General features: G+C 48.2%; 22 protein-coding genes. 3 read left to right on the top strand and 19 right to left on the bottom strand.

Features of this window, described 5'->3' with window-relative positions; all coding sequences use genetic code 11:
- Positions 1-134: 134 nt before the first annotated feature.
- The 7 genes from AXX12_RS00800 to AXX12_RS00770 form a co-directional block, all read right to left on the bottom strand.
- Positions 135-497, bottom strand: coding sequence for a VOC family protein (locus AXX12_RS00800; RefSeq protein WP_066236803.1), 363 nt, complete (start codon positions 495-497; stop codon positions 135-137).
- A gap of 172 nt (positions 498-669) precedes the next feature.
- Entirely contained in the window at positions 670-1422 is a 753-nt protein-coding gene (locus AXX12_RS00795; RefSeq protein WP_197470616.1) for an amino acid ABC transporter ATP-binding protein, read from the bottom strand.
- A 15-nt stretch (positions 1423-1437) separates the two neighbouring features.
- The gene (locus AXX12_RS00790) at positions 1438-2091 is read right to left on the bottom strand and encodes an amino acid ABC transporter permease (RefSeq protein WP_066236797.1); all 654 of its coding nucleotides are present in this window, start codon (positions 2089-2091) and stop codon (positions 1438-1440) included.
- Between the two features lie 230 nt (positions 2092-2321).
- Positions 2322-3086: an amino acid ABC transporter substrate-binding protein gene (locus tag AXX12_RS00785; protein WP_066236795.1), complete on the bottom strand. Its 765-nt coding sequence runs from the start codon at positions 3084-3086 to the stop codon at positions 2322-2324.
- A 385-nt stretch (positions 3087-3471) separates the two neighbouring features.
- The gene (locus AXX12_RS00780) at positions 3472-3804 is read right to left on the bottom strand and encodes an arsenate reductase family protein (protein ID WP_066236793.1); all 333 of its coding nucleotides are present in this window, start codon (positions 3802-3804) and stop codon (positions 3472-3474) included.
- A gap of 65 nt (positions 3805-3869) precedes the next feature.
- Positions 3870-5141, bottom strand: coding sequence for a 4Fe-4S dicluster domain-containing protein (locus AXX12_RS00775; protein ID WP_066236791.1), 1272 nt, complete (start codon positions 5139-5141; stop codon positions 3870-3872).
- A gap of 22 nt (positions 5142-5163) precedes the next feature.
- Entirely contained in the window at positions 5164-6393 is a 1230-nt protein-coding gene (locus tag AXX12_RS00770) for an ArsB/NhaD family transporter (protein ID WP_231881735.1), read from the bottom strand.
- 211 nt (positions 6394-6604) lie between these two features.
- Between AXX12_RS00770 and AXX12_RS00765 the strand changes: the two genes are divergently transcribed.
- Entirely contained in the window at positions 6605-6922 is a 318-nt protein-coding gene (locus AXX12_RS00765) for a hypothetical protein (RefSeq protein WP_066236788.1), read from the top strand.
- A 52-nt stretch (positions 6923-6974) separates the two neighbouring features.
- Here AXX12_RS00765 and AXX12_RS00760 read toward each other — a convergent pair whose 3' ends face one another.
- Complete coding sequence (locus tag AXX12_RS00760; protein ID WP_066236785.1) at positions 6975-7409, bottom strand: hypothetical protein; 435 nt, start codon at positions 7407-7409, stop codon at positions 6975-6977.
- Position 7410: 1 nt separating this feature from the next.
- Positions 7411-7689, bottom strand: a complete 279-nt coding sequence (locus AXX12_RS00755) for a hypothetical protein (protein ID WP_066236784.1) — start codon at positions 7687-7689, stop codon at positions 7411-7413.
- Between the two features lie 283 nt (positions 7690-7972).
- Here AXX12_RS00755 and AXX12_RS00750 point away from each other — a divergent pair, with 283 nt between their 5' ends.
- Positions 7973-10153, top strand: a complete 2181-nt coding sequence (locus AXX12_RS00750) for a HelD family protein (RefSeq protein ID WP_066236782.1) — start codon at positions 7973-7975, stop codon at positions 10151-10153.
- Between the two features lie 180 nt (positions 10154-10333).
- Here AXX12_RS00750 and AXX12_RS00745 read toward each other — a convergent pair whose 3' ends face one another.
- Complete coding sequence (locus AXX12_RS00745; RefSeq protein ID WP_197470603.1) at positions 10334-10603, bottom strand: DUF1294 domain-containing protein; 270 nt, start codon at positions 10601-10603, stop codon at positions 10334-10336.
- Positions 10604-10830: 227 nt separating this feature from the next.
- On the opposite strand from AXX12_RS00745, the gene AXX12_RS00740 reads away from it, so the two are divergent.
- Complete coding sequence (locus AXX12_RS00740; protein WP_066236778.1) at positions 10831-12144, top strand: DEAD/DEAH box helicase; 1314 nt, start codon at positions 10831-10833, stop codon at positions 12142-12144.
- A 257-nt stretch (positions 12145-12401) separates the two neighbouring features.
- Here AXX12_RS00740 and arcC read toward each other — a convergent pair whose 3' ends face one another.
- The 9 genes from arcC to AXX12_RS00695 all read right to left on the bottom strand — a co-directional run bounded on the left by arcC (position 12402) and on the right by AXX12_RS00695 (position 25750).
- Positions 12402-13346: a carbamate kinase gene (gene arcC / locus AXX12_RS00735; RefSeq protein WP_066236774.1), complete on the bottom strand. Its 945-nt coding sequence runs from the start codon at positions 13344-13346 to the stop codon at positions 12402-12404.
- A 31-nt stretch (positions 13347-13377) separates the two neighbouring features.
- Positions 13378-14589 (bottom strand): DEAD/DEAH box helicase, encoded by a 1212-nt coding sequence (locus AXX12_RS00730; RefSeq protein WP_066236773.1) that lies wholly within the window; start codon positions 14587-14589, stop codon positions 13378-13380.
- 71 nt (positions 14590-14660) lie between these two features.
- Positions 14661-16568, bottom strand: a complete 1908-nt coding sequence (locus AXX12_RS00725) for an ABC-F family ATP-binding cassette domain-containing protein (RefSeq protein ID WP_066236771.1) — start codon at positions 16566-16568, stop codon at positions 14661-14663.
- A gap of 185 nt (positions 16569-16753) precedes the next feature.
- Complete coding sequence (locus tag AXX12_RS00720; RefSeq protein WP_066236767.1) at positions 16754-18877, bottom strand: DNA topoisomerase III; 2124 nt, start codon at positions 18875-18877, stop codon at positions 16754-16756.
- A 144-nt stretch (positions 18878-19021) separates the two neighbouring features.
- Entirely contained in the window at positions 19022-20503 is a 1482-nt protein-coding gene (locus tag AXX12_RS00715; RefSeq protein WP_066236766.1) for a class I adenylate-forming enzyme family protein, read from the bottom strand.
- 272 nt (positions 20504-20775) lie between these two features.
- Positions 20776-21093: an AzlD domain-containing protein gene (locus tag AXX12_RS00710; protein ID WP_156478560.1), complete on the bottom strand. Its 318-nt coding sequence runs from the start codon at positions 21091-21093 to the stop codon at positions 20776-20778.
- 1 nt (position 21094) lies between these two features.
- The gene (locus AXX12_RS00705; RefSeq protein ID WP_197470602.1) at positions 21095-21805 is read right to left on the bottom strand and encodes an AzlC family ABC transporter permease; all 711 of its coding nucleotides are present in this window, start codon (positions 21803-21805) and stop codon (positions 21095-21097) included.
- A 138-nt stretch (positions 21806-21943) separates the two neighbouring features.
- Complete coding sequence (locus AXX12_RS00700; protein ID WP_231881747.1) at positions 21944-24322, bottom strand: dynamin family protein; 2379 nt, start codon at positions 24320-24322, stop codon at positions 21944-21946.
- Between the two features lie 126 nt (positions 24323-24448).
- Positions 24449-25750, bottom strand: a complete 1302-nt coding sequence (locus AXX12_RS00695; RefSeq protein ID WP_231881734.1) for an MFS transporter — start codon at positions 25748-25750, stop codon at positions 24449-24451.
- Between the last annotated feature and the right edge of the window lie 423 nt (positions 25751-26173).

The following is a 26173-nucleotide window of genomic DNA, read 5'->3' as shown; positions in this document are numbered from 1 at the left end:
AGCTAACGAACCGCAGAGGACGCAGAGTTTACAGAGGGTACTAGAGGGATACGTTGTGTTAAAAAACACAAGAGGAAGTTGTCACCGGAACCTCCCGGAGACAACTTCCTCATGCTTTGCAGTTAAAATTACACCTATCTTGTTGGTATGATCTCCAGCCAATACCCATCAGGATCAGCAATAAAGTAAATTCCCATACCAGCGTTTTCGTAACAAATACAGCCCATGTTTTCATGAAGTGCATGGGCGGCGTTGAAATCATCTACTCGAAAGGCGATATGTATCTCATTATCTCCTAAGTTATACGGCTGTTGGCGATCTTTCAACCAAGTCAGTTCTAAGCGATGCGGCGTCACATCATCGCCGAGGTAGACTAACGTAAAGTCAGATTTTTCAACCCGCCGGGTTTCAGTTAGTCCAAGCGCCTGTTGGTAAAAGGCCAGACTTTTCTCCAGATTGAGGACATTGATATTGTTGTGAGCGAACGTGAATTTCATAGCAATCTCCTTTCTGATGACAACCTAATAGTATGCAACGAGAAAACTGGGGAGTGCTTAACCGCAGAATGCTCAGAGGGTTCGTCAAGTACCGTAGCCTCACGTACCCTCCGCAAACTCTGCGTACTCTGCGGTTAACGTATCCCCGGTTACTCTAAAGACTTCTTTCTTATTAAAGCATACTCTTGAGAAATGCCTGCGTCCTGGGATGAGAAGGTTGGCTGAAGATCTCGCTAGGCTTTCCTTCCTCCACAATTTCCCCGTCATCCATAAAAATAACTCGATTTGCCACTTCTCGGGCAAATGCCATTTCGTGGGTCACCACCAGCATTGTCATATGTTCCTCAGCGAGTTGACGCATGGCTTTGAGCACCTCGCCTGTCAATTCGGGATCTAATGCCGAGGTCGGCTCATCAAACAGCATAATATCTGGTTTCATCGCCAACGCCCGGGCAATAGCGACACGCTGCTTTTGACCACCAGATAAGCGCGAAGGGTAGCTGTTGCGTTTATCAAATAAGCCGACTTTGCGCAACAGTTCCTCTGCTTCCGGTTCGATCTCGCTGCGTTGTACACCCTTTACCACCAGCGGCGCCTCAATGACATTTTCGAAAACAGTCAAATGGGGAAACAGATTGAAGGACTGAAATACCATTCCCATTTTGCGACAAATTGTTCTCGCCTGGGGTTCTGGCGCATAGAGACTTTTTCCGTCTGGTCCGTTTGCTGCCAGCGTTTCACCTTCAATCTCGATTATGCCCCGATCCATCGTTTCCAAACGATTAAGACAGCGGAGCAGTGTACTTTTTCCAGACCCGGAAGGTCCGATAATGGCAACTACCTCACCCTTCTCAACAGTAAGCGAAATTCCCTTCAATACCTCAAGTTGGCCAAACGCTTTATAAACATCGCGAACTACAACCATATCCATCTTTATCACCTACTCATCGAACATTGCATAGCGTTTTTCCAAGCGTTCAAACACCCAGGTCAGAACCAGAGTCATAACTAGGTAAAATACAGCTGCCACAATAAACGGCGTTGTATTAAAATCACGCTGCACAATCGTGCGGGCAGTGCGCAGCAGATCATTCATTGCCAAAACATAAATCAAGGACGTGTCCTTGACAAGAGTGATCGTTTCATTACTGACAGGCGGCAAGACCCGCTTGATCACTTGCGGCAATACAATGCGTCGCATGGTTTGCAGGTAAGTCATGCCCAACGCCTTTGCCCCTTCATATTGGCCGCGATCAATGGATTGTATACCAGCCCGGAAGATTTCGGCAAAATAAGCAGCATAGTTTAAGACAAAAGCAATAACAGCTGCTGGAAAATCAGGCAGCCGCACGCCAATATAAGGCACAAACGGTAGCCCAAAGTAAATGAAAAGCAACTGTAGCATCAACGGGGTGCCCCGCATTAGCCAAATATAGGTTCCAACCGTACCGCGAACAGCCGGATAGCGGGATATCCGTCCAACAGCCAACAGTAAGCCTAACGGCAGGGAAAGGACAATGGTGATGAAAAACATTTGTAGAGTGACAACTGTTCCATCTAGCATCGGCCCCAAAATATTGAAGACGTATTCCATGGTATTCTCTCCTATCTAAATTAAACAAACGAAGTTGCCAAACCACAGAGTACATAGAGTACCCGTATATCCCCGCAGAGGGATACTGAATAATTATATAACCCAATCACCCTTCGTGTCTACTCTGTGTACTGTGCTAACCGTTCCTCCTATTAACTAAGCTAATAGTTTGAAGAAGCCAATGGCGATAACCATTGGCTTCCTCCACAACTCAATCTTCAATGCCCCACTTATTTTACGATATTTTCACCAAACCACTGCTTAGATATCTTCGCAGACGTGCCGTCTTGCTTCATCTCATCCAATGCCTTCTGCAGTTTGGTCAATAATTCTTTATCATCTTTACGCAGTCCAACGCCGTATTCCTCAGCGCCAAAGTGGTCGGACAGAACTGCATAATCGCCAGGTTTCTTGGCGATGTAGTAGCGGCCGACGATCTCATCGACAACAAGTGCTTCAATTCTACCGGCTTTTAGATCCAACAAAGCTGCCACATTGTCAGGGTACTTCTTCAATTCTTTAAAGGATTTGAGAATAGCCGCTTCTTTTGTTATCGCATCTACACTGCTGCTGCCGTCCTGCACACCGACGGCTTTGCCGGCGAGGTCAGCCTTGCCCTTCACTTTTGAATTCGCAGTAACAATGATAACTTGCTTGTTCTCCATGTACGGCTTGGTAAACAGGATATTTTCCTTCCGTTTCTCAGTGATCGTCAGGCCGTTCCACAGAACATCTACGCGTTTGCTGCTTAATTCAGCCTCTTTACTGCTCCAGTCGATTGGTTTGAATTCAACCGCCATACCAAGGCGTTTGGTGGCCTCTTTAGCCATATCTACGTCAAATCCAATAATATTGTTTTTCTCATCTCTAAATCCCATCGGTGGGAAATTATCATCAAGACCTACCACAATTTTCTTGGGTTGCGAACCGCCGCAACCGACCAATAGTAGAGCAGCCAACAGCACAGTTAAGGCGATCAAAAAAAACTTTCTCATTTCACTACCCCCACTACCAAATTATATTTCTATGATACTTTACTATGCTAAAATAGCAAAGTATCAAAAGGACATTCTAAGTAAAAATACAGCCATTTGTCTACGATTCTCTCTAGTTTCCAGCTTCTTTCGCAGGATAAGAAAAACCACGCGGTTTTTCTCGGTGAGTCGCGGGTCGATAGATCAACGGGGCGATTAAGTACGTTAACCGCAGAGTACGCAGAGTACGCGGAGGGTGCGCAGAGGGTATGGTTCATTATAAAAACGGGGGTGGAGACGATTTTGGGCCGCGAAGACGCGAAAGCCGCTACGGGATTTTATATGATATTCATACTCGCGTTGCGACGCTTCGCACTAACGTATTTCTACTGTTAACAGTCTGACTCTACTTCCACTCATCCCATGTTTTTGGCTGATACCCCACCGTTGCCTTCGGTCCATTACGTACAATTGGTGTCTTTAGCAGCAGCGGGTGCTCAAGCAGCATTTCCTCTACATTGTGAACCAGATACTTCAGATTACGTTTCTCATACTCTTTGCCAGCCTTATCAATGAGATTTTCCTGTCCAACAGCAGCCTTGACCCGATCGAGCTCGCCTTTACTCAGACCGCGTACTGTCAGATCCACATATTGAAAAGGAATACTCCGTTCCTTGAAATAGCGCTCTGCTTTACGAGAATCCTGGCACTTCTTTGTACCAAAAATTTGTATGTTCACGTTTATTTCTCCTCGACAACGCAGTATTTCGAAAATATACCGCCAGTATACATAGAATTACTGTACTAACGGCCTGATATGCCTCTTTGTAATGCGTTAAGAAATACTGACTTTAAGGGTTTGATAGCCAGCAGCGTCTTCACTGGCGCAGACTGTTCGATCACTGACGCTAAACGTCCTAACGCCCGGTGACTCAGTCGCGTTGGATCGTCAAACAGGAAGTTGGCAAGCTTGCCTCGCTCAATTGCCATAGCCGCCAGCCTGTCAAACGTTGTTTCAGGAACCAACACTTGCTGCGCTCGTTTCTGCATGGTAATGCTGCCAAATTTGCAGGCTGTGTAACAAACACCGCATCCCAGGCAAAGTTCGGGGGTGCAAACTGCTTGCGCGGGCTTGCTGTCTTGCTCTTCCATGTGGATTGCGCCGATAGGACATGCCTTGGCGCACAAGCCGCAGCCTTTACAGGTCGGACTATTAATCGCAACCAACCAATTCGAGGTTATGACCGCATTATGGATGTCAAGCGTCCGGATGGCTTGGAGCATACCGCAGCAGCAGCCACAGCAATTACAGAGAAATCCAACCTGTTTCTGAACATTATCTGCGATCTGAACTAGTCCCATGGCCTTGCATTCTGCCAGTATCGCCAACGCTTCAGCCTGGCTGATCGCTTCTGCCATACCTCGTTGAACCAGCATCTGGCCGCTAGTGTTGAAGGTCAAGCAGGTCCGTTGCGGTGCGGAGCAGCTTTTTCCCAAATGGCTCGCCTTATGACGACAGGCGCATAACGATACACCGACAAAAGCGGCAGATTCGATCGCTGAAGATGCTTTCTCCCAGTCCAACACCTCGGAGAAATCGGTTTCCGGCAAACTCTCTTCCCGAACCATGGTGCGCCCCAGCTGGGTCTGGGAGGAAAATATGCTACGGGCAAACCGATCATCTTGAAACATATATTCTTCGAACAAGCGGGCCAGCTCAGTCATGGGCAACTCAGTCCTTGTCCGCATAAAAACAAATTCAAAGAAACCGATGACCACTGGCGCAAGAACAACGTAAGATTGTCCCTTGTGCTCAAAATCAAGAACCAATCCACGTTCTGCCATACTAGTTATTCGTTCACGTAGCTTCTCAAGTGGCAGGCATAATTTCCGGGCAAGGTCTTGCAGTCGGGTCGGGCGTAAGGGGATTTGCCTGGCCAGATTCGCTTCTGCCGGCGAAAACAACAGTTTCAAGATTTCAATAAAAACAGGTGAGAATGGGGCTCCAGTCAGATTTTGGTCCAGTCGCCGCTGCAAAAGCACATACTCTCTTTCACTATTGACAATATGCCCCATCACAGTTCCCCCTCAACATTGATTACCTGAAAAGCGTTAGCCAGACCAACGCCATACCTGTAGTCAAGACCGTCAACGGCAAGCCTGCCTTAAGATACTCCTTAGCGCTGATGGCAACATTGTTACGCTTAGCGATTTCCGCCACAATCAGATTGGCCACCGAACCGGTAATGGTGAGATTACCAGCCAAGGTCGAAAACAGCGCTAAGGACTTCCACCAAATTTCCGCATGATCAACTGGTACAAAGAACTTAAGTAATAAAACGGCAGGAACATTGCTGACGATGTTTGACAGAATCACCGTCAGTACAGCGAATAGTCCTCTATGTTCAGTGGCAGAGCTAGGCAGAAAAGCCATGAGTTCACCCATTAATCCACTCTTCTCCACACCGCCGACAATGATGAACAAGCCAATAAAAATAACCAACAGGTTAAAGTCTACACTGGCATAGACCTTATTAGGATTAACTCTTCGTGTTATTAACAGAAAAGCCGCGCCAACGCTGGACGCAAGCGCCAGCTCAAATCCGGCAATATAGGCGGCCAGGATTGCCGTCAAAACCAGCAAGGTCTTGGCAATAAGATAACCATGAATCACTACACTGTGCTGTTCGGCTTCCGGGGATATGAAGCCACTGAGCTCGCGTCGATAGAGAACGGACAAGATCCCATGAGTTAGCAGTAAACCGCCTAGCGCAATCGGACTAGCGGTAAAAAAGTAACTCGCAAACGACAGTCCTGACAAACTGCCAATCAAGATATTCTGCGGATTGCCCAAAAGTGTGGCCGCACTGCCGATGTTCGATGCCATAGCAACTGCCAACAGATGGGGCATCGGATTACATTTCCCTCTGCGACAAACGAGAAGTACGACCGGAGTGAATAGAAGACATACCACATCATTGATCGCGAGTGCGGACATAACACCGCTGACCATAATCGTCGACAACAGCAGGCTTTGCTTACTGCTAATCTGTCGCAAAATGGCACTGCCGATCAGATCGAAAAATCCGGCGATTTTTAAATTAGCAACAACAATCATCATCGAGAACAAGATAACAATTGTTTTGAAGTCAACTGACTGCATTGCTTCTTCAAATGACAGAACACCGCAAGCAATCATCGCAGCAGCGCCGATAATTGCCGCTCCTGCCCGATCCACACGGAAAACCGGACTCTTGCCTAGTGTGAAAACAAATAAAGCCAGCGCGAGTATGACACCAGCTACTAGCGCAACTGTATATTGATCCAAACCGATCATTCCTTGTTATCTTTTCTCCATTGTACCGTTTACTTCCAGCACTGTCCATCCTGCGAAGCACTATTTTACATTCGCCGCTGACTCAGAGTGCACAACACGTTAAGAACGCTAAGCCGAATACAGATTGCCTGCCATCTGTTGTTAAGTCTGCGAAATTAGGCTACAATACAGTAGATAGTTTAAGGAAACGGAGAGGATATCGATGCAAGAAGAAAGCGTTCTAGAATTTTTCCAAGCACTCGGTTTTGAAGAGATTGACATCGAGGATGGCCTAACTGCCTTGTCTGTGGAATTCGCGCCGACTGGAAATTATGCACTAATTACCAATGAAGAAGGTACTCTGCCGGAAAAGCTCAGGCAAAACCTTATCTTTGCTTGCTATACACCAGAAGGAGCTTATCAATGGAGCGTCGGCTTCAAAAATGCATACGTCTTTAAAGAAATCTGGTCTACAGGCGAACCGCTCGACCAGAGGTGCGAAGCAGTGCGCCAATATGGCGAGAGCAAAGAAACTGAATAAGAAAAAGTAACGCCGCCCTCGCTTAAGCGCGATCAGGCGGCGTTGGCTTTAATTATCTTCTGTCATTGCGGTCACGGTTTGTCATCTTATTCCAAACAAAGCGTCCTGCCATGAAGATAGCGGCAAGCAGCAAAACGTTAAATAACATCCCCATCATATTGGCAAACATGCCAGTGTGGCCGAAGCCGAACATATTACCCAGCAAACTGCCCAACAACATACCGCCACCGAACATGCCGAAGTTTCTCATGAAACCGCCGGTAGCGGGCTGAGACGCTTGTGGTGTTGCGGCCTTGGCAGCCGGTGCTTTTTCTGTATAACTGCTGGCAGGCGCGGAGGGTTTATAGTTACTAGCAGGAGGCGGTGCAGCTTGTTGGGTTGAAGGTCTTGGTGACGACATCCTCACTTTCGACCCGCCAACAGCGGCAAATCCGACAGCATTGATAGCGAATACAAAAATAAATGTTAGCAGTAATAGTCTTTTCATGTTACTCCTCCTTAAACGTCTTTACATCATCAGGAAAGGTGTAGATTTCAGCCAAATTAGGCAGCTCACCAGACAGATAGCGGTCAATATCGTGGACATCAATATAGAAGGTGCAGGCAACTTCCAGATAACCTTGTTCTTTACCCTGGGTCAAATTACGGATGGCTAGCAACCGTTCCCGCAGTTCTTGACAATCTCCTAACGAAGCCGTGACGTTAAGTGTCGCGAGCGGAACACCGTATTCTCTGAGCACATCCTGCAAGTTCATACGTTCTGACATCTTGATTCCTCCGTATACAACTAATCTGCTAGCAGCAATTTGATTAATTCTACCCTACTTCACGCTAAATTGCAATGCGCCACCATCTTGGTCCAATTTACAGAAATGTAGAATCAAGGTATCATTGTAGCATATGGAGGGAATAACTTGACCATGCAAACCTGACTTTGACGTTTGTGCCAATTACTCTCGCTCTCAGATCTTACAGGCCCGCAAGCAGCAATCTGCTGGCTAAACTCGCCTCGCATCTGAACATTTTCTAACAGCCTAGTAAGGAGATATTATGGAAAACAATCACCCTGAGTTTCCCCTTGAAAAGCAACATCTAGAAAATACAATTCAAGAAATGAAACAGATCATCATTGATCTCGACGCCGACATTGATGTTCGGCTCCATAAAATAGGCAAGGCCCGCACGAATAAAGATGAAGTTAGCGCCTATGTCCATTCCTTAATGAAGAGTGACCATGCGGCAAAAATTTACGACATTGAGCATGCACTGGCCAGTCCTTACTTTGGCCGAGTAGACTTTCGCGAAGACGGCACCGAACAATTTGAACAATTTTATATCGGCAGAACTAAGATCTCTCGGCTGGATATTCAGAAAGCAAGCGATATTCTGGTCTTTGACTGGCGAGACCCTGTTTCCGCTATTTTCTATGAATGTCAAGACGGCCGGGCTACCTACGAAGTCTTGGGACGTTATAGTTATACTGGTGAAGTACGCCTAAAACGGCAGTATAAGATCGAAGATGGCCAATTGATAGCCATGTCGGATGATGACATCCTTGGAAAGCTAATCAATCGACAGCAAGAATCACTGATCGCCGACCCGTTTCTTAAAGAGCGCCTGCTTCAAGGCGCTAGCGATCGGTTAAAAGATATTGTTACCTCCATCCGGTCTGAGCAAAATCTGATCATCCGCGAACCTTTAAATCAGGTAACCGTAATTCAAGGAGTAGCTGGCTCAGGCAAGAGTACGATCGGGTTGCATCGGCTATCTTATCTTTTGTACAATGATAAGCTCAACCCATCCCGACTGGCTGTCGTCGCCCCTAACCGAATCTTCCTCGACTATATCTCAGAACTACTGCCAGACCTTGATGTCCAAGATGCCAAACAGCTTACCTTCGAAGACATTGCTATCGCCATTCTGCAAATGACGCCCCGGTTCAGCCAGCAACAGCTTGCTAGCGAACAAACAGCAGCCCTTGCCCGTTGGAAAGGCTCACCCCAATTTGTTGAGGTCTTACAAGAATTTCTTGACAGGCAGATACAGAAATTCTGCCTAAAACTAACTGACCTTACGCTTTTTGATAATCAGCTGATTATTACCAAAGAGCAACAACTAGAGAAGGTTGTAGAAGGAGCGCAGGTTCCCTATAATGAGCGTCTAACCACACTGGAAAAACACATCCGATTTCGTATTAGAAACTTTCTCGAAGTGCTAAGGGTGAGACTCAATCGCGGCGAGCATGGCATAAGTGATGAATTACTGCAGCGCTTCCATCAGGAAGCTGAGTCTTTTCTGAATAAGCACTTTGCCAAGTGGCCGAACCTGAAGTTGCTTACCGGCTACGCGGCAGTGTATGCAGATAAACCAGCCTGGAAAAGTTTGAAGCGACTAGGTGCAGACTACGAGGAACTGGCTGCGCATACTCTACCGCTGCTACAGCAAGGCAAAATCGAGCGAGAAGACTTAGCGCCGCTTTGTTATCTAAAGTATCTAATCGACGGAACGGATCACATGGAAAAATATGATCATATCGTTATAGATGAAGGACAAGACCTTAGCCTGTTGGAATACATGGTCTTGCGTCGATTATCGCGCAACATGTCATTTACGATCATGGGGGATATGTTTCAAGGTATCCATGCCGGACGCGGCCTCGAAAGCTGGCAGGCTCTGCTAAAGGAAGTGTTTGGCGAAGCCAGATCCCACTATTATGAAGTCAATTACAGCTATCGCTCAGCCAAAGAAATCGTCGATCTGTTTAATAAAGTCATGCCTGATGGACGATCAAAGGCGATACCTGTCTATGAAATCGGCAGACAACCCCAGATCGTACGGGCAGCATCAACAGTTGACGGCATTCGCCGTCTGGCTGCCGCAATTACAGAGTTTAAGGAATTGGGTTGCCAGTCAATCGGGATTATTAGCCGACAAGAAAGTGACAGCGAAGAGATCTATACTGCATTAAAACTGTCGAATCCAGAACTAAGCGACCTACACCTGATCACAAATACTGCAGCCATTTACCATGGCGGCGTAACGATCGCGCCAGTCCTGTTGGCTAAAGGACTGGAATTTGACGGAGTACTCATTTGGAATGCTTCCGACAAAGAGTTTAGCTCTAACTACCTTGATGCGAAACTTCTCTATGTCGCATTATCCCGAGCCATGTATTACTTGAAAATATTTTACCAAGGACGCCTAACCCCGCTACTGCGCGGCGAGCGTTAAGAAAATCTCCGTGGTGGTCTTTCGGAGACGGAGGAGCGTTAACCGCAGAGTGCGCAGAGTACGCGGAGGGCCCCGCAGAGGGTTACGGGTTAATATATAAAATCTGAAACCCTCTGTGTCATGCACCCTCTGTGTACTCTATGGTAAAGCGTAATTCGTTCTTCATTTTTCTCTGGTAGATTAAGAAAATGATACCCATCTCTTGCTGAGAGCAAAATAATAGCAAGCAAAATTAACCACCAATAACAGCGGTATGCCAAATACGAAGCTGGCGTGACGGGTCTTATGGCGGTATATGTACATGCCCAACAGTATTCCGGCTGCGCCGAACAGCAGCGCCCAGAGGAAAAAGATGCGTTCCGGCACACGCCATCGTCCGTGGCGGGCGCGATATTTATCCATCCTGACTAGCAGAAACGCAGCGCAATTCCAAAGAAAATAGGTTAGCACAATCACCCCTCCTTTCTTGCTATATTACCACGCACAAGCCATTAGCACTATCGAAGAAAAGCATTTTCCAAGAATAACCTATCATTTACTGACACAAACTGATATAATGACGGATAGTCCAAAGAAAAAGCGTCGTTAACCGCAAAGTATGAGGAGTCTGTACTCGACATTCCCTCTGTGTACTCTGCGCTGAACCGTACCTAAAAAAACTGCAGGAGGCTTCATTTGTGTCGACAGATTTTATTTCCTTAGGTATCCGCCGGGAAATCCAAGAATACTTATATAAAGATGGGATCACTACTCCCACCCCTATCCAAGTTCAGGCTATTCCTGTCTTACTGGCTGGCAAAGACTTGATTGCCCAGGCCCAGACAGGAACAGGCAAGACGCTGGCTTTTTTGCTACCACTGTTTGAAAAATTACAGCCACAAAAACCGAATGTTCAAGTAGTCATTGTCACACCTACCCGGGAGCTAGCATTGCAGATCACCCAGGTGGCGACACAGTTGGCTGAGCCATTTGGTGCGCAGGTTTTATCTGTTTATGGCGGTCAGGATGTAGAGCGTCAAATTGCCAAGTTGAAGGCTGGTGTCCAAGTAGTCATCGGTACGCCTGGTCGTCTCTTGGATCATGTGCGGCGCGGTACCATTGACCTAAACGGAGCGACGCGGCTGGTGCTTGACGAAGCTGATCAGATGCTACATATGGGTTTTATTGATGATGTGGAATCAATTATTCGTCATACATCCAGCAAACGCCAAATCATGCTGTTTTCGGCAACCATGCCGTCAAAAGTCCGCGCTCTGGCGACGCGTTACATGGATAAGCCTGTTGATATTCAGATAAGAACCCAGAATGTCACGCTAGACGAGATCAAGCAGATTGTCATTGAAACCAGTGAAGAAGCAAAGATTGATGCACTCTGCAAACTCATCGACGAGTATCGTCCGTATTTGGCGATGGTCTTCTGCCACACTAAACAACGTGCCATTATGCTTAACGAAGCCTTATCCCAGCGCGGCTATGAAGTTGATGAACTGCATGGCGATCTATCACAGGCCAAACGCGAGCGAGTCATGCGTCGGTTCAGCGAAGCTAAACTGCAGATCCTGGTGGCGACAGATATCGCGGCCCGCGGCCTTGATATCGAGGCGGTCACTCATGTATTTAACTTTGATATTCCGCATGATGTGGAGAGCTATATTCACCGCATCGGCCGTACCGGACGAGCGGGCGAAACCGGCATTGCGGTTACGTTTGTCACTGCTGCCGAAACCATCTATTTACGGATGATTGAGCAAGGCATCCGTGCAACGCTGGAAAAGCGCAAAGCCAATGGACAAATCATTACCCGTAAAGCACAAGTACAGCCGAGAAGGGGCAAAGTCACTACCGCCACTGTAAAGAAGGCGACTGACAAGAAGCCCGTACACGCTGGCGTGAATACCCGAAGCCGACGCAAACCTAAGCAGAGTGAAGAAATATCCAGCCAGAACAAACCGTTACGAGCGCGCAAACCGACTGAGCGCGGGAGAAAGTAGTCGATAAACACAAGCGGCACTAGCGGTACACGAGAGCCACAAAACCAAACCGCGGCGTGGCAGTCTTTGCAATACTGGAGAAGCGGTTTAGCGCAAAGAACGCTAAGATCGCTAGCGGCGCAAAGATAATTTGTTATTCCGCTTTGCGGCGTTTGCGCCCTTTGCGGGCTTCGCGTTAAGGTACTTCTACTGTTATCGTTTCTGGACGTTTAAAAAGCCAAGCAGGCCTTAATCGGTCAGCTTGGCTTTTGTGTTGCTTATTCTGCGGTTATCACTGTGCCGCTTTCGCCAGTGAAGGCTTTACAGGCGTTCTCTAATGAAACGATATAGGCTTTGCGGCCCGGGACGGAGGAAACGAAGCGAATAGCGGCTTCAACCTTTGGACCCATGCTTCCTGGCGGAAAGTGACCTGCAGCTTGATATTGGCGGGCTTGGGACACAGTCATGCTCGCCAGAGTTTGTTGAGAGGGTTTGCCATAATTGATACAGACCCGTTCAACCTCAGTTAAGAGCAGAAACGCATCGGCATTTACCCCGCTGGCTAGTAATTGTCCGGCCATGTCTTTATCAATAACAGCTTCAACGCCCACTAATCCACCAACGCTACGCGCAACCGGGATGCCGCCACCGCCAGCTGCCACTACCACTGCGCCTGTATCCAACAATTGTTTGACCATATTTCTTTCGACGATTTCGAGAGGTTCTGGTGAAGGCACAACCCGCCGCCAGCCGCGACCACTGTCTTCTTTGAACACATGGCCTTTGGTTTCCATGATCTGGCACGCCTCGACCTCAGAAAAGAATGGACCGATGAATTTTGAGGGTTGCGTAAATGAGGGATCTTCCGGGCTGACCACTACTTGGGTAATCAATGAAACCACCGGAATCTCGATACCAATGCTTTGCAGGTAGTTGCCCAACGTCTGACTGATGGCATAGCCAAGCGAACCTTGTGTGTTAGAAACACAAACATCAAGCGGCATCGGCGGGACAACCTCTTTGCACAGTTCATTTTTCAACAGCAAGTTGCCAACCTGTGGTCCATTGCCATGAGTAATCAGGACGCGATGTCCCTGCTTGATCAGTTCCGCCACATGCGCGCAGGTCTTGCGAATGTTTGCCCATTGTTCATCCCGAGTTCCCTTTTCCGTTGATCGGGTAATAGCATTGCCGCCAAAGGCCAGTACGATGGTCTGCGTCAATTTACTCCCTCCCCATTTGAAACGCTATTGACTATTTCTTTATTTCTGTTTGTTTTACCTTTACTGGTTGAACTTTTTGCGGTTTAAGATTGGTTTGCCTCACCTTTTTGTCTGCCATCTCGCCTCTGACCATCTGTTTCTTTTGCATGGTAATTTTCAGCGCTTTTTCGCATTTCTCGATATATTGCGTTTCTCCGGCGGTGACAATCGATATGGCTGTGCCACTGCGTCCGGCCCTTCCGGTACGGCCGACGCGATGCAAGTAAATTTGCGCTTCATCTGGCATATCAAGATTGATCACATAGTCCACACCAGGGATGTCAAGGCCCCTTGCGGCAATGTCAGAGGCAACCAAAAGCTGTATTTTACCGTTGCGGAAGTCTTCAAGCGCTTTTTTCCGTTCTGCTTTGCTTGCACTTCCATGCAGACTAGCTGCTGCTAAACCTTGAAAATTCAATTTGGCAACAGTGACCTCCACGTTGTCCTGTTTGTTAATAAAGACCAGAGCTCGCTCACCTTCAATGCTGCGAGCGATTTTGCGCAAGACGTCCATCTTTTCCCGCAGCTCGGTTACGAAATACCAGTGTGTAATATCTGGTTGATCTTGAGCCTGAGGCGTCACACGAACCAATTCGGGTTCACGCATTAGGCTTTTTGCCAGTTCGACAGTCCCTGGTTTAATCGTTGCCGAGAACAGCAGCAACTGGCGATCCTTCAGCGTTGTTTTAATGATTGCTTTCACACCCTCGAGATGTTGATCGCCAAGCAGCCGATCGCCCTCATCCAACACAATGGTTTTAATGGTATGGGCGCTAATCTTTCGCTTCTGAATCAGTTCCAGGATTCGTCCGCTAGACCCAACAATGATGTGCGGTTTTTCCCGTAACTTTTCGATCTGCCGAACAATATTGACGTCGCCGATAATTGGCAGAGAGGTGACAGGCAGTCCAGAATTCGCTGCCAGCAGTTCAACCTGCTTTTGGATTTGCATGGCCAGCTCATAGGTGGGTGCTAAGACTAGCGCCTGCATTTCTCGCTTGCTCGAGTCGATTTTGTGAAATAGCGGTAAGAGGTAGGCCAATGTTTTGCCTGTTCCAGTTGCCGATTGGCCAATCACGTCTTTTCCCGCCAGCACGAATGGGATAACCTGGGTTTGGATTCCTGTCGGTTGGGTAATCCCTGCCTTTTGCAGGCCGTTTGTTAGCGCCTCGCCAACACCTAATTGCGTAAATGCATCATTCATCGTTTTTCTCCTGTATGGCGATGTGTCTCGCCAAAATTCAAAATCTATCTCTTATATCTTTCCCGTCATCGTCAAGTCTTCTGCATTTCTTCCGCCAGCTCATTCAAATATGTCCACCGTTCCAATAGTTCGTCAAGGCGGGACTCCAGCTCCTGCTGTCGGACTGTCAACTGCCGCAGCAATTCATAATCACTGCCAGCGCCATCAAGTTGTGCAGTAACGGCGCGCAGTTCTGACTCGACACTAGCGATGACGTCATCGATTTGCTCAAATTCCCGCTGTTCTTTAAACGTAAATTTGCGGGGACGATCTTTCACAGGTTGTACTAGTATCGTTTTTTTCTCTTCTACCGGCTTGCCATTGCTTATTGTTTCAGAATACCGGAGTAAGCTAGCCGCCCGATAATCGGAATAGCCGCCAACATATTGCGTGATTCTGCCATCGCCTTCAAAGGCAAATATTTTGTCCACCAGCCGATCAAGAAAATAACGGTCATGCGAGACGACAATGACGGCGCCGGCAAAATCATCAAGATAGTCTTCGAGAACGGTTAGGGTTTGAATATCGATGTCATTGGTCGGCTCATCAAGCAGCAGAACGTTAGGAGCACCCATCAATACTTTCAGTAGTTGCAGACGGCGTTTCTCGCCGCCTGACAGTTTAGCAATCGGGGTCCACTGCACGTTCGGCGGAAACATAAAACGCTCTAACATCTGGGACGCGCTAATTGTGCTGCCGTCAGCGGTTGGCAGAAAATGTCCTTCTGCTTTAATATAGTCAATCACAGTCATAGCTTCGTCTATTTCGCCGCTTTCCTGCGAGAAGTAGCCGATCTTAACCGTCTGCCCAATATCAACAGTACCGCTATCCGGAACCAGCATCCCAGTGATGATATTCAGCAAGGTAGATTTGCCGCTGCCATTAGGGCCGACGATGCCAACTCGGTCATTTTTCAGCACAATATAGCTAAAATCCGCAATCAGGGTCCTGTCATCATACTTATGCCCAATGTGCTCAAGTTCAATGATCTTGCGGCCTAGCCTGCTCGCGCCAACTGACACTTCAAGTTTCGCATCGGCAGCCTCGGCTTTCTGGGCACTTAACTCCTCAAACCGCTGGATGCGGGCTTTTTGCTTGGTTGACCGCGCCTGCGCTCCACGCCGTATCCAAACGAGTTCATTGCGCAGCAGGTTTTGGCGTTTCCTTTCACTGGCCTCCCGCCGTTCCTCTCGTTCCAGCTTGAGTTCAAGAAACTGGCTGTAATTACCACTATAGGTGTAAAGTAAGCCGTGATCCAATTCAATGATGCGAGTCGCCACTCGGTCAAGAAAGTAACGGTCATGGGTGACCATGAGCAGCCCGCCTTTGCGGTTGTGCAAATAGTCTTCCAGCCAGTCAACAGTGTCATTATCAATATGATTTGTCGGTTCGTCTAATATAAGAAGATCAGAAGGAGTAATCAGCGCTCTGGCGAGAGCCACCCGTTTCTTTTGGCCGCCAGATAGTGTGCCGATCTTTGCTAAAAAATCTGGAATGCCCAATTTGGTTAAGATGGCCTTGGCTTCGCTTTCCAGCTGCCAACCGCCCAGGTCATCCATTTGCTGGCTGAGTTGAATCAACTTCTTCTGCAACACGATATTGCCTGGTTGCTGCTGACTGTCAGCCAGCGCTTGCTCGTAGTCCCGCAGCACCTGCATAACCGGCGCTCGGCCACAGAAAACCTGGGCCAGCACGGTCTCGTCTGCCGCGAATTCAGGATCCTGTGGCAGGTACTCGACCGTAATCCCGTTGCCCTTGACGATTTGTCCTTGGTCAGGGCTGTCTATCCCGGCGATCACTTTCAAGAAGGTGGACTTGCCGGTGCCGTTAACGCCGATCAAACCAATCTTATCGCCAGAGTCAACACCAAAGGTCACATCACGAAACAGCACCTTCTCGCCATAACTCTTGGCTAGATTTTCAATTGTTAAGATGTTCATGTCTTAATCCTCCAAAGAATACGGTTAACCGCGGAGTACGAAAAAATACGCTAACCGCAGAGTACGCAGAGTACGCTGAGGGTACCCGCAGAGGGTACCGAAACATTTAATTATTTAAAACGCTCCCCCGCGAACCCTCTGCGACCTCTGCGTAATCTGTGGTCAAAAAGTTCCCCTAGTTACTTTTACCGTTCCGGCAGCGCCGGCTTGCCTTCTTTATCATTATAGGTTGCCCGGCAGGCTGGAAACTTTGTGCAGCCCCAGAAATTGCCGTTCTTGCCGTTTTTCAAGCGGAGTTCGCCTTGTCGACAGCGAGGACAGGGATAATCCGGTTTCTTCGGCGCATCGCCTTGATCATCATACGAGGCCCGGCACTCGGGGTAGCGCGAACAGCCCCAAAACTTGCCGTTTCTGCCACTTCTCTGCTGCAGCACGCCTTGCCCGCACTGTGGACAGTGATGCTCACCTTGGAGCGGCATGGTTAAGCCAATTGCCTTGCCGCAGAGATCGGCGGCAAACTCGGCTTGGCCGGTTAAGAAGTCTTCCAGGCTTTCACTGCCTTGGGCCATTTCATGCAGGATATTCTCCCACAACGCCGTTGAATCAGGATATGTCATCTCATCTGGCAATGCGTCGATCAGTAGGTAGGCAGAATCGGTAGGACACAAGTATTTTTTCTTGGTTTGTTCAATCAAAAAACCGCGTTCAATCAGTTCCCTGATAATAGTAGCGCGAGTGGCTTCTGTGCCAATGCCGGCGACATCTTTTAGTCTCTTCTTTAGTTCCGGATTCTTCACATATTTATGTATTTCCTTCATCGCCGCCAACAAGGTGGCTGCGGTAAAGCGTTGCGGCGGTTTGGTTGATTTTTTGTCAGCCGATGCGCGAAGAAGGGTTACTGCATCGCCTTTCGTCATCGCGGGCAGTGTGGCGCCATCTTCTTCTTTTTTATCATCTGTATCAGCACCATATACGGCTTTCCAACCTATCTCGGTTATGATACGGCCACTGGCGGTGAAGGTCTCACCGGCATGTGATACTTCGACTTTCGTTTGATCATAAACGTGAACAGGATAAAACTGCGCAATATAAGCTTGTGCGATCAGAATGTATAGATTTCGCTCACTCTCGTTCATGGTCATCAGATTGCATTTTACTGTAGTCGGAATGATCGCATGGTGGGCTGTGATCTTTTTATCATTCCAGGCTCGACTTACGATCGTTGGCTCAGCCCCATCAGACCATTGCGCTAGGTCGCACTTTCCCGTTTCACGCAGATTGCCCAGAATGGCGGCAGCATCAGCGTGTTGCGACTCAGGCAAAAATTCACAGTCAGACCGCGGATAGGTGGTCAGTTTCTTTTCATATAGTTTTTGCGCTGTATCAAGAACTGTCTGCGGGTCATAGCCAAACTTCTTGCCTGCCATTACCTGCAAGCTGGACAACGACACCGGCAATTTCTGCGGCTCCTTTTTCTCCGATGTCTCACAAAGGATGACTTCTGAGGCTTCGGCTGCAGTCTCAACCGCATTGATCAGTCGTTTGGCAACTGCCGCGTCAGCCAGCCGGCCTTCTGAATCCATGCCTGCCTGATTGTCCCGCGGTTTCCAATACGCTGTAAAGACACCATTTACATGCTGAAAATCTGCTTTTACAGTAAAGTAGTCTGCAGGTTTGAAGGCCTCTAGCTCCCGTTCCCGCCTGACGACAAGGGCAAGAGTAGGGGTTTTTACCCGTCCGACCGGTAAGGTAGTTCTATGCCCAGCGCGTTGGGCTGCCAGCGTATAGGCGCGGGACAAGTTCATGCCGATCAGCCAGTCGGCTCGTGATCTGGCCAGCGCAGATTGTTTCAGCGAGAAGAAATCCCGGTTGTCGCGCAAATCGGCAATCGCCTTTTTGATGCTTTTTTCATCAAGCGCATTCAACAAAATACGTTGCACCGGTTTTTCATTGTGAAGATAGTCAAGCACTTCGTCAATTAATAGCTGACCCTCACGATCAGGGTCACCAGCATGGACGATTTCATTCGCCTGTTCAATCAAGTGCTTAATCACGGCAAATTGCTTGCGGCAGGAGTCGGCCACCAACAGTTTCCAATCTGCCGGGATAATCGGCAAATCTTCGGCTCGCCACTTTTCATATCTGCTATCGTATTCGCCTGGCTCCGCCTGACGCAACACATGGCCATAGCCCCAGGTTACAACGCCGCCGTCGGTGACGATATAACCGTCCTTGCGGCTGGCGGTACCAGGCAAGCATTTCGCCAGTTCAGCAGCCATACTGGGTTTTTCCGCTATAAATAGTCTCACGACACACCTCTAGTACAAAAAACGGGAGCCCCGCTATTACAGGAGTCCCGTCTGTTGGAAATCTCTCAGTAGTCCATTATATTAACTAGTATTCTATACACCCTGGTAAAATCCTGCAAACAGGAATTCTCGTGTCACGTGCGCTCAACCGACCCTAGAATCGGCATCAGACTGTTCGCGCAATACCCGTTTCAAGATCTTACCAGTCTGGCTTTTCGGCAACGCGTCAACCTTAATATAATCGCGGGGCATCTTGTAGCTGGCAAGTTTTACCTGCAGATACTCACGGATTGCTTTTTTATCAAATACGTGTCCTTCAACCATCACGATATAGGCACGAGCCGCCTGACCACGCAATGTGTCAGGAACGCCAATCACGGCTGCTTCAGCAACACCGGGAAAAGCATACAGCAGTTCTTCAATCTCTCTAGGATAGATATTTTCTCCATTCGTAATAATCATATCCTTTAACCGATCGACGATGAATAAGTAGCCTTCCGTATCACGGTACGCCAAGTCACCAGTATAGAGCCAGCCGTCTTTGAGCGCCCGCGCCGTATCGAGCGGCAAGTTATAATAGCCGCGCATAACAGTCGGACCTTTAACGACGAGTTCACCAACAGTTCCCGGCGGCAATTGTTCGCCAGAAAGTCCGATTACCTTGACCTCAAGCCCAGGCAGCGCTTTACCAATAGAGCAAGATTTCGTTTTGGTCACGGGATTAACAGCGACAACAGGCGACGCTTCCGACAAGCCATAGCCCTCGATAATGTTGACCCCGTATTTCTGCTGAAACTGTTCGGAGACGCTTTCCGGCAAAGATGCTCCACCAGATATAAACATTCTAACACTGGCCAAATCCTCCGGTGCTCCCATGCGCACAAATAAATTGTACATAGGAGGCACACCGTACATGACAGTTACAGCTTGCTCTTTAATCGTGGAAATCGTTTCCTTCGGCGAAAAACCGTCAAGCACCGTAATGGAAGCTCCCTTAAGAAGCGGATTCAGAACGGCGCAGGTCCAGGCAAACGCATGATACATTGGCAGAACGCACAGGACGTTATCTTGCGAGTTTACTGGTATCACTTTGCCAAATATGATGGCATCGCTGACAAGGTTTTTATGGGACAGTACAGCCCCCTTCGGGTTGCCAGTCGTTCCTGAGGTATAAATAATGACACAAGGCTGATTTTCATCTATATCAGCACGAGCAGAAACACTGCTCTGCGGCAGATCTTTACTAAATTCGGCAATGATCAGTTGCGTAACTTCCTGCTGGTATTCATATGCCTGGAGTTCAGCTTCTATAGCCAATTCTTCCATAGTCACCAAATGCTTTATCTGTGCGTCTTTAATAATATAGGCGACCTCATGCGGCGTCAATTGAAAATTGAGTGGAACAACAACAGCGCCCAAGCTGGCAAGCGCCATGTAACTATAAACGTATTCGAACGAATTGCGAGAAAACAAGCCAACATTATCGCCGAAACGAATACCGCTGTTTTGAAAATAGCCACGATATTTCGCCACTTCGTCCTGGAGTTGCGCATAGGTGACAGTTTGGTTACCGCGAAGTACTGTATTGTCTCCAATTCCCTGAGTAATCAGTTCATGAACTAACATTAATGACAACCCCGCCTTTATCATAAAGTAGACTTGATTCAGGTGGAGTTTTACTCTATCTGAATCCTAGCCGCACTTATCCAAAGACTTAGCCGCTCTTAGACTGAGGCTCGAAATCTATGATTTCGTTAAGCCGAAGGCTCCCTTTAGGGACTCCCGCTGTCAAGCGGGAGTTTTAGAGCGGTTTGGTCTTTGGGAAAAATGGAAAATACCTTATTTGCCATTTTATAACGAATTACTGCTTTTGTCCATAGCATTCCCGGCTAACTCAATCAATACGCAAATCGCAAGATGACCAACAAAGCCCCAGCAATGCCGCCAGTTACGACCAGCAGCAAATTTAGTTCAAAATATGCCAACAGCACGGCGATCATCGTCCCTGCGACCGCTGCCTCCTGCCGCGCTCCGGTTGAGCTCAGCACACCCGGGAAAATCAAAGCCGCCAAAGCTGCATAGGGAATAAATTTCATGAAACGAACCAGCGCTGGTGATAGCTTAAGATTTTGCAGCAAAACCAGCGGCAGTTGACGTGGCAGATAGGTAACTATAGCCATACCACCGATGAGTACGAAAATTTCTAGTAGTTCCATTTTAATTCTCCTCAGTGAAAAGATAAGCGCCAATGCCAGCGCTGATCAACGTAGCAAAAATAATTCCCCAGCCGCCGCTAATACTGGCAGTAACAGGCAACCAACGGATCAATGAATGAATACTTGCCGCGAGCAAGGCCACCACTAACGCTGATCTTGACTGTTTACAACTAGGAATTAGCAGACCAATAAACATGGCATACAGAGCAATACCCATGCTCGATTGCAAGACGGCCGGCAGACCACTAGAGAAGAAGAGCCCAATCCAGGTACCTGCATTCCAGGCGGCGAAGGCGATGGTATTCAGCCCGAGGACAAAATAGCGAGAAAGCGATTCCTCCTGACGCAATGCAGCGATCGTGAAGGTCTCGTCAGTAATTCCAAATGCCAGCACTGCTCGCCACGCTTTGGATACGCTTTCAGGAATCTTTTGTGATATCGCAGCAGACATTAGAAAGTGTCTGAGGTTTAAGATGAAAGTCGTTAAGATGATTTCCCCATGCGAAACGCCTAAAGATAACAAATTAACCCCAATAAATTGACTGGCGCCGGCAAAGACGAAAAATGACATGAGCGCCGGGATATAAAATGGCAAATCGGCGCTGCGCGCCAGCAAGCCAAAGGTGACCGCAATGGGAATATAGCCAAGGGCAATGGGAATACCTGCTGTTAAGCCTTCAACAAAATGAGTGCGATTCAATTTACTATTCAATTTGTACCTCCCCCTGAGCATGTTAGAAAAAGACTGCAGCCCCAAATCGAGCTGCAGTCTTTTCTTCGCTATAGTGTTTCTCTTTTCCTTCAATATCAGTCGCCTTAGATTTTCCTGATTTTCCCGTATCACGCTCTGTCATGCGGTTTTGATGCAATGCAGATGGGGACTCTGTTCTCCTCCATTTGGCAGTTCATTCTCCGCTGCTCGAACATCATTCCTATGTCGGAAGGTTAGACGATGCAGTTCCTCCATCGCTGTCTGCAGCTTTGCCAGGCGATCGCCTTCCAGCTCCTGATCGTGTTTTGAGTCGATCAGATCTCCCTTAAACCGTTCCAAGTAGTTTGCCATTTCCATAAAGTAAGTATGGATGGCTTTACTGAATTCATTTTGCACATAACTGTCCAAGGCAGTTCTGACCCTGCGGTGATCATCTTCCAGCAAAGCCTGCAATTGGCCGGCAATCTCCCGCGTATAAATCCGGTAAATCTGTTCCTCGTATTGATACGCGACATCATGCTTACGGCACCAAAGCGTATACCACTTTCTTTCCTGTCTTGTCGCCGTTTTACTGACCGTATCTTCTTTGACTACCCCTTGGCGAAGCTCGGCAAAATCAATCGCCACCGGACGCACCTTGGGCTTCGGAAATTCTAGCGAGACAGAAAATGAGTCATTCAATCGTTGTTCGGCGGCTGATAGTATTTTCTGTAGCCGCCGGTTGACACCTGCCCAAATATCTATTGACATATCATCAACCGTTTGCTGTGTTTTTACTTGCATTTCGTTAAGAACTGGCTCGATATGTTTATGCACGGCTTCAATCAAGCGGTTGAGAAACTGCTTGGCTTCTGCCTCCGTTTGAAAGTCATTGGATCCGTCGGGATCAAAGTTTACCGCGAGTGGCTTGGCAGTTGTCGGTGTGTGATCAATAAACCCCTGCAGACGCTGTTTTACCCAGTTTCTGCTCTGACCGCCACTGAAAATTGCCTGAACTTCCTTTTTAACAATGCTGTCACAACCAGCAAATAAGTCATTAATCTCCATCTGCAGCAGCAAGATGCTTTCATCAATAATGCTGCGGGCGTCATCTCTAGCGACTTTAATCAGTCGGATATCTTCTTCCAATGATTTGATATGTTCTTCAAGCACCTTGATATCGATATTGATTGCTTTTTGTTTAAGTTGCAGACCTTCCACCACACGCCGATCAAATTCATCCATCTTCGCAACAGCCGACCGCAGACTAATCAAAGCCGCGTTCTCCGACCCCTTCTTGATCACTTCTGTCAGAGGCTTGTCAAATAAACTGTTGCGCCACAATTTAGCTGCCCGGTACTGTACTTCTTCCGGGTCTTCAATCTCGCTTTCCCAACAGGCGCCAAGCGCTATCCGGCCAAAGTCCTCCACCCAGGGATTTGCTTTATAATCAGGCAAAGCGCCCGAAAAAGCAAGCTCAGACAGAGCCCGGTTTGCCAGATAACCATATTTGCTTGATACTGGATGAACCCGATCTCTTTCCAAGCGGCCCTCAAACAGATTCTTCACGACATAGGAGCGCAGGACATCAACATCCATTCCGTGCCTGTCCTTCTGGTCAAACTTGTTCACGAGAATGAACAGCCGATTATCCGTCAAGCTGGCGATCTCGTCTAGCGCTTCACGCACTTCGGCGTCTGCTTCTGCACTTAGTTGTGTATAGTCAAGCACAGCGAGGACGGCTGAAGCCTTCTCCAGCTGTTCTTGCATGATGTGTTTCAGATAGGTCTGCCCAGCTTCGTTCGGACCTGGAGTATCGATCAGGGTAAACCTTCCCTGATTCGGATCGGTCTGGTCGCGCAAATGAAAGAACTCCACCTCAATCGCCGGGAACTCATGTATTTCGTCATATTCGTCCAGATACATATCCATATCAATATTGATGCAATCGCTACTGCAAAGACGCCAAATGTCATTAATACATTTTAAAAATTGATAGATTTCTTCATAGCCATGATAAGTGTCCCGTACCTGAGTTAACGATCCATCAAGGATGCTCTCAATTAATTCTTTGCCATCGTCGGTCGCAGAAAACGCCGCCTCTGCCAACTGCCCGGCTTGACGCTTTGCTTCGAGATCATCTCGCAATTTTTCGATAATCTCGTTGAATGGTCTGGGGTTAGGGAAGGTTAGAATCGGTTCCTTCTGACCCAGCCGGTGACGAATCACAGTCGGCAAGGTTGTCATCGGTTGGTTGCGATTTGGCAAGACCTCAGTACCGACAATTGCATTAATTGTGGTGGACTTACCTGCCTTCATGGTGCCAACAACCGCGAAAGTCACTTCCAGTCGTTCGGCCTTATATATTTCCCCGTTAAGAATTTCGAGCCATTGTCCAATATCCTCGCGATTCAGGCTACGCTGCTGGTTATCCTGTTGGCTTTTGAGCAGATTAGGCGTAGAAAGTAACTGTTCCAGCATCCCGCGCTGTTCATGCAGCAACCGGATAACCTCTTGGCGCGTGCTATCAATGATCATTTCACTCAAGTCAGACACCTCCGACCGGTTTCATTGCCTTAACTATAGCATAAGACAATGCGGCAAAAAATTACCTCCGGTCAAATCGCGTCGGTAGTCCTAGCAAATTCGTACTCCGGTCCCAGGTCAATGTCTTTCCTTGATCAATAGCGTAAACACCAGTCCAACCACTAGCACCGCCGCACAAAACCAGAATGCAGTTTGGTAAGCCTGGAGATTGTATACCCTGACTCCATTTTCCATGATTCCGTTCCAATTCATATCCAATACCCAGCCAAAGGCAGGTTGGAGTAGCGCGGCCCCGACAAACGCACCTGCATTGGCCACTCCGGCGGCTACGCCAGTGCATTGCGGCAGATTTATCTCTTTGACACGGGCAACAGTGAGATTAACGCCTGACATACCTAACCCGATCGCAAAACATAGTGGGTAAAGCGCCCATACTGGCGGTTTTGCGCCATTCCAAAGGGTAAGAACCAGCCATATAGCAATAAAGAATACCGTAGACCAGATGTATGGCCCGCGTCTCTGGCCGCACCGGTCAGAAACAACACCGATCAGTGGTCCGCCAATCATAGTGCCAAATGCAACTGCCATGATGTAGTTAGCCGCAGCCACTCTGCTCATGCCATATATCTGCATCAGATACGGCACACCCCATACACCCATAAAGGCCATATATACGCCGTAAATTGCCACCGATGCCAAAAAGGGCACCCAGGTTTGGGTATTCTGCAAGACACAGCGCAGACTGGCGCGGATACTTAGCCGCTCGGTCACGTCCAGTTGAGCGGCGCGACCTTCGCCAGCCTCAATCTCAGCAATTGTCGGCAGCCCAAGCTGAGCTGGTTTGTCCCGAACCACCAACCAGCAAACAACTGCCATCACTAGAGAGTATGCTGCAATAATGAGAAAGGCGGCCCGCCAGCCTAGTGTGTCTACCACATAGGCCAACGGAGTCGCTGACAGTAGAAAGCCTGAGCTGCCAGCGACAACCAACAGACCGATCATGCCGCCAAACTCACGCAAGCGGAACCACTCTGCATAGATTTTCACAATGCCAACATAAATCAGACCGACGCCAAAGCTTGACAGAAAGCGTCCAAGGTAAAGTCCTGCCATAGAGTCTGCAACGGCGAACAGAAAAGCGCCTAGGGTGCCAACCGTGAGGGCAAAGGTAATTAAACGCCGGGGGCCGAAGCGATCAGCCAGGATCCCAGCCGGTATCTGCATCGCCGCATATGTGTAAAAGTAGACTGAAGACAGTCCGCCCAATTCAGATGCTCCTAGCGAGAAATCCCGCATTAAGCTGTCCGCGACTACGCCGGTAGCGGTACGGTGAAAATACGGCGTTAAAAAGGCCAGCGCTAGCGGTGCCCAAATCAGCCATCTGCGTCTATTCCATTCTGCTATTTTTGTATTAATCAAAATAACTCCCTCCCGGTTTACCATTCTCGTGACGAAACGATGAAGTGGCGCATAGGATAGATCAGCCTGAGATTCTTAGTCAAAAAAGGAGGAGATTTTGTGGGTTTGGGTTGCGGTTGCGGTGGCGGCCATGGCAGAAACAGGGCCTTGATTATTATCATCATCCTCATTCTGCTATCTTGCGGTGAAAACGAGGATACCACGTGTTGGTAAAGTGACATATGGAAACCGATTAAACATAATATGAGAACCGCCGCCACTTCAGGCGGCGGTTCTCATTTGAACACATCTGCAGGGCGTTCAGAAAGGTCTAGGTGTTGTTAACTCTGAGATTAAAGAAGCACTTGATATAATACAGCAGATTTAGCATCACTAGGCGACTCCAAAGCCCTGGCAGCGACGCGTACAAAAGGTACGCTAGCA

The organism is Anaerosporomusa subterranea (genome assembly GCF_001611555.1).
Taxonomy (GTDB): Bacteria; Bacillota; Negativicutes; order Sporomusales; family Acetonemataceae; genus Anaerosporomusa; species Anaerosporomusa subterranea.
This window is presented reverse-complemented; position numbering and strand designations above follow the sequence as displayed.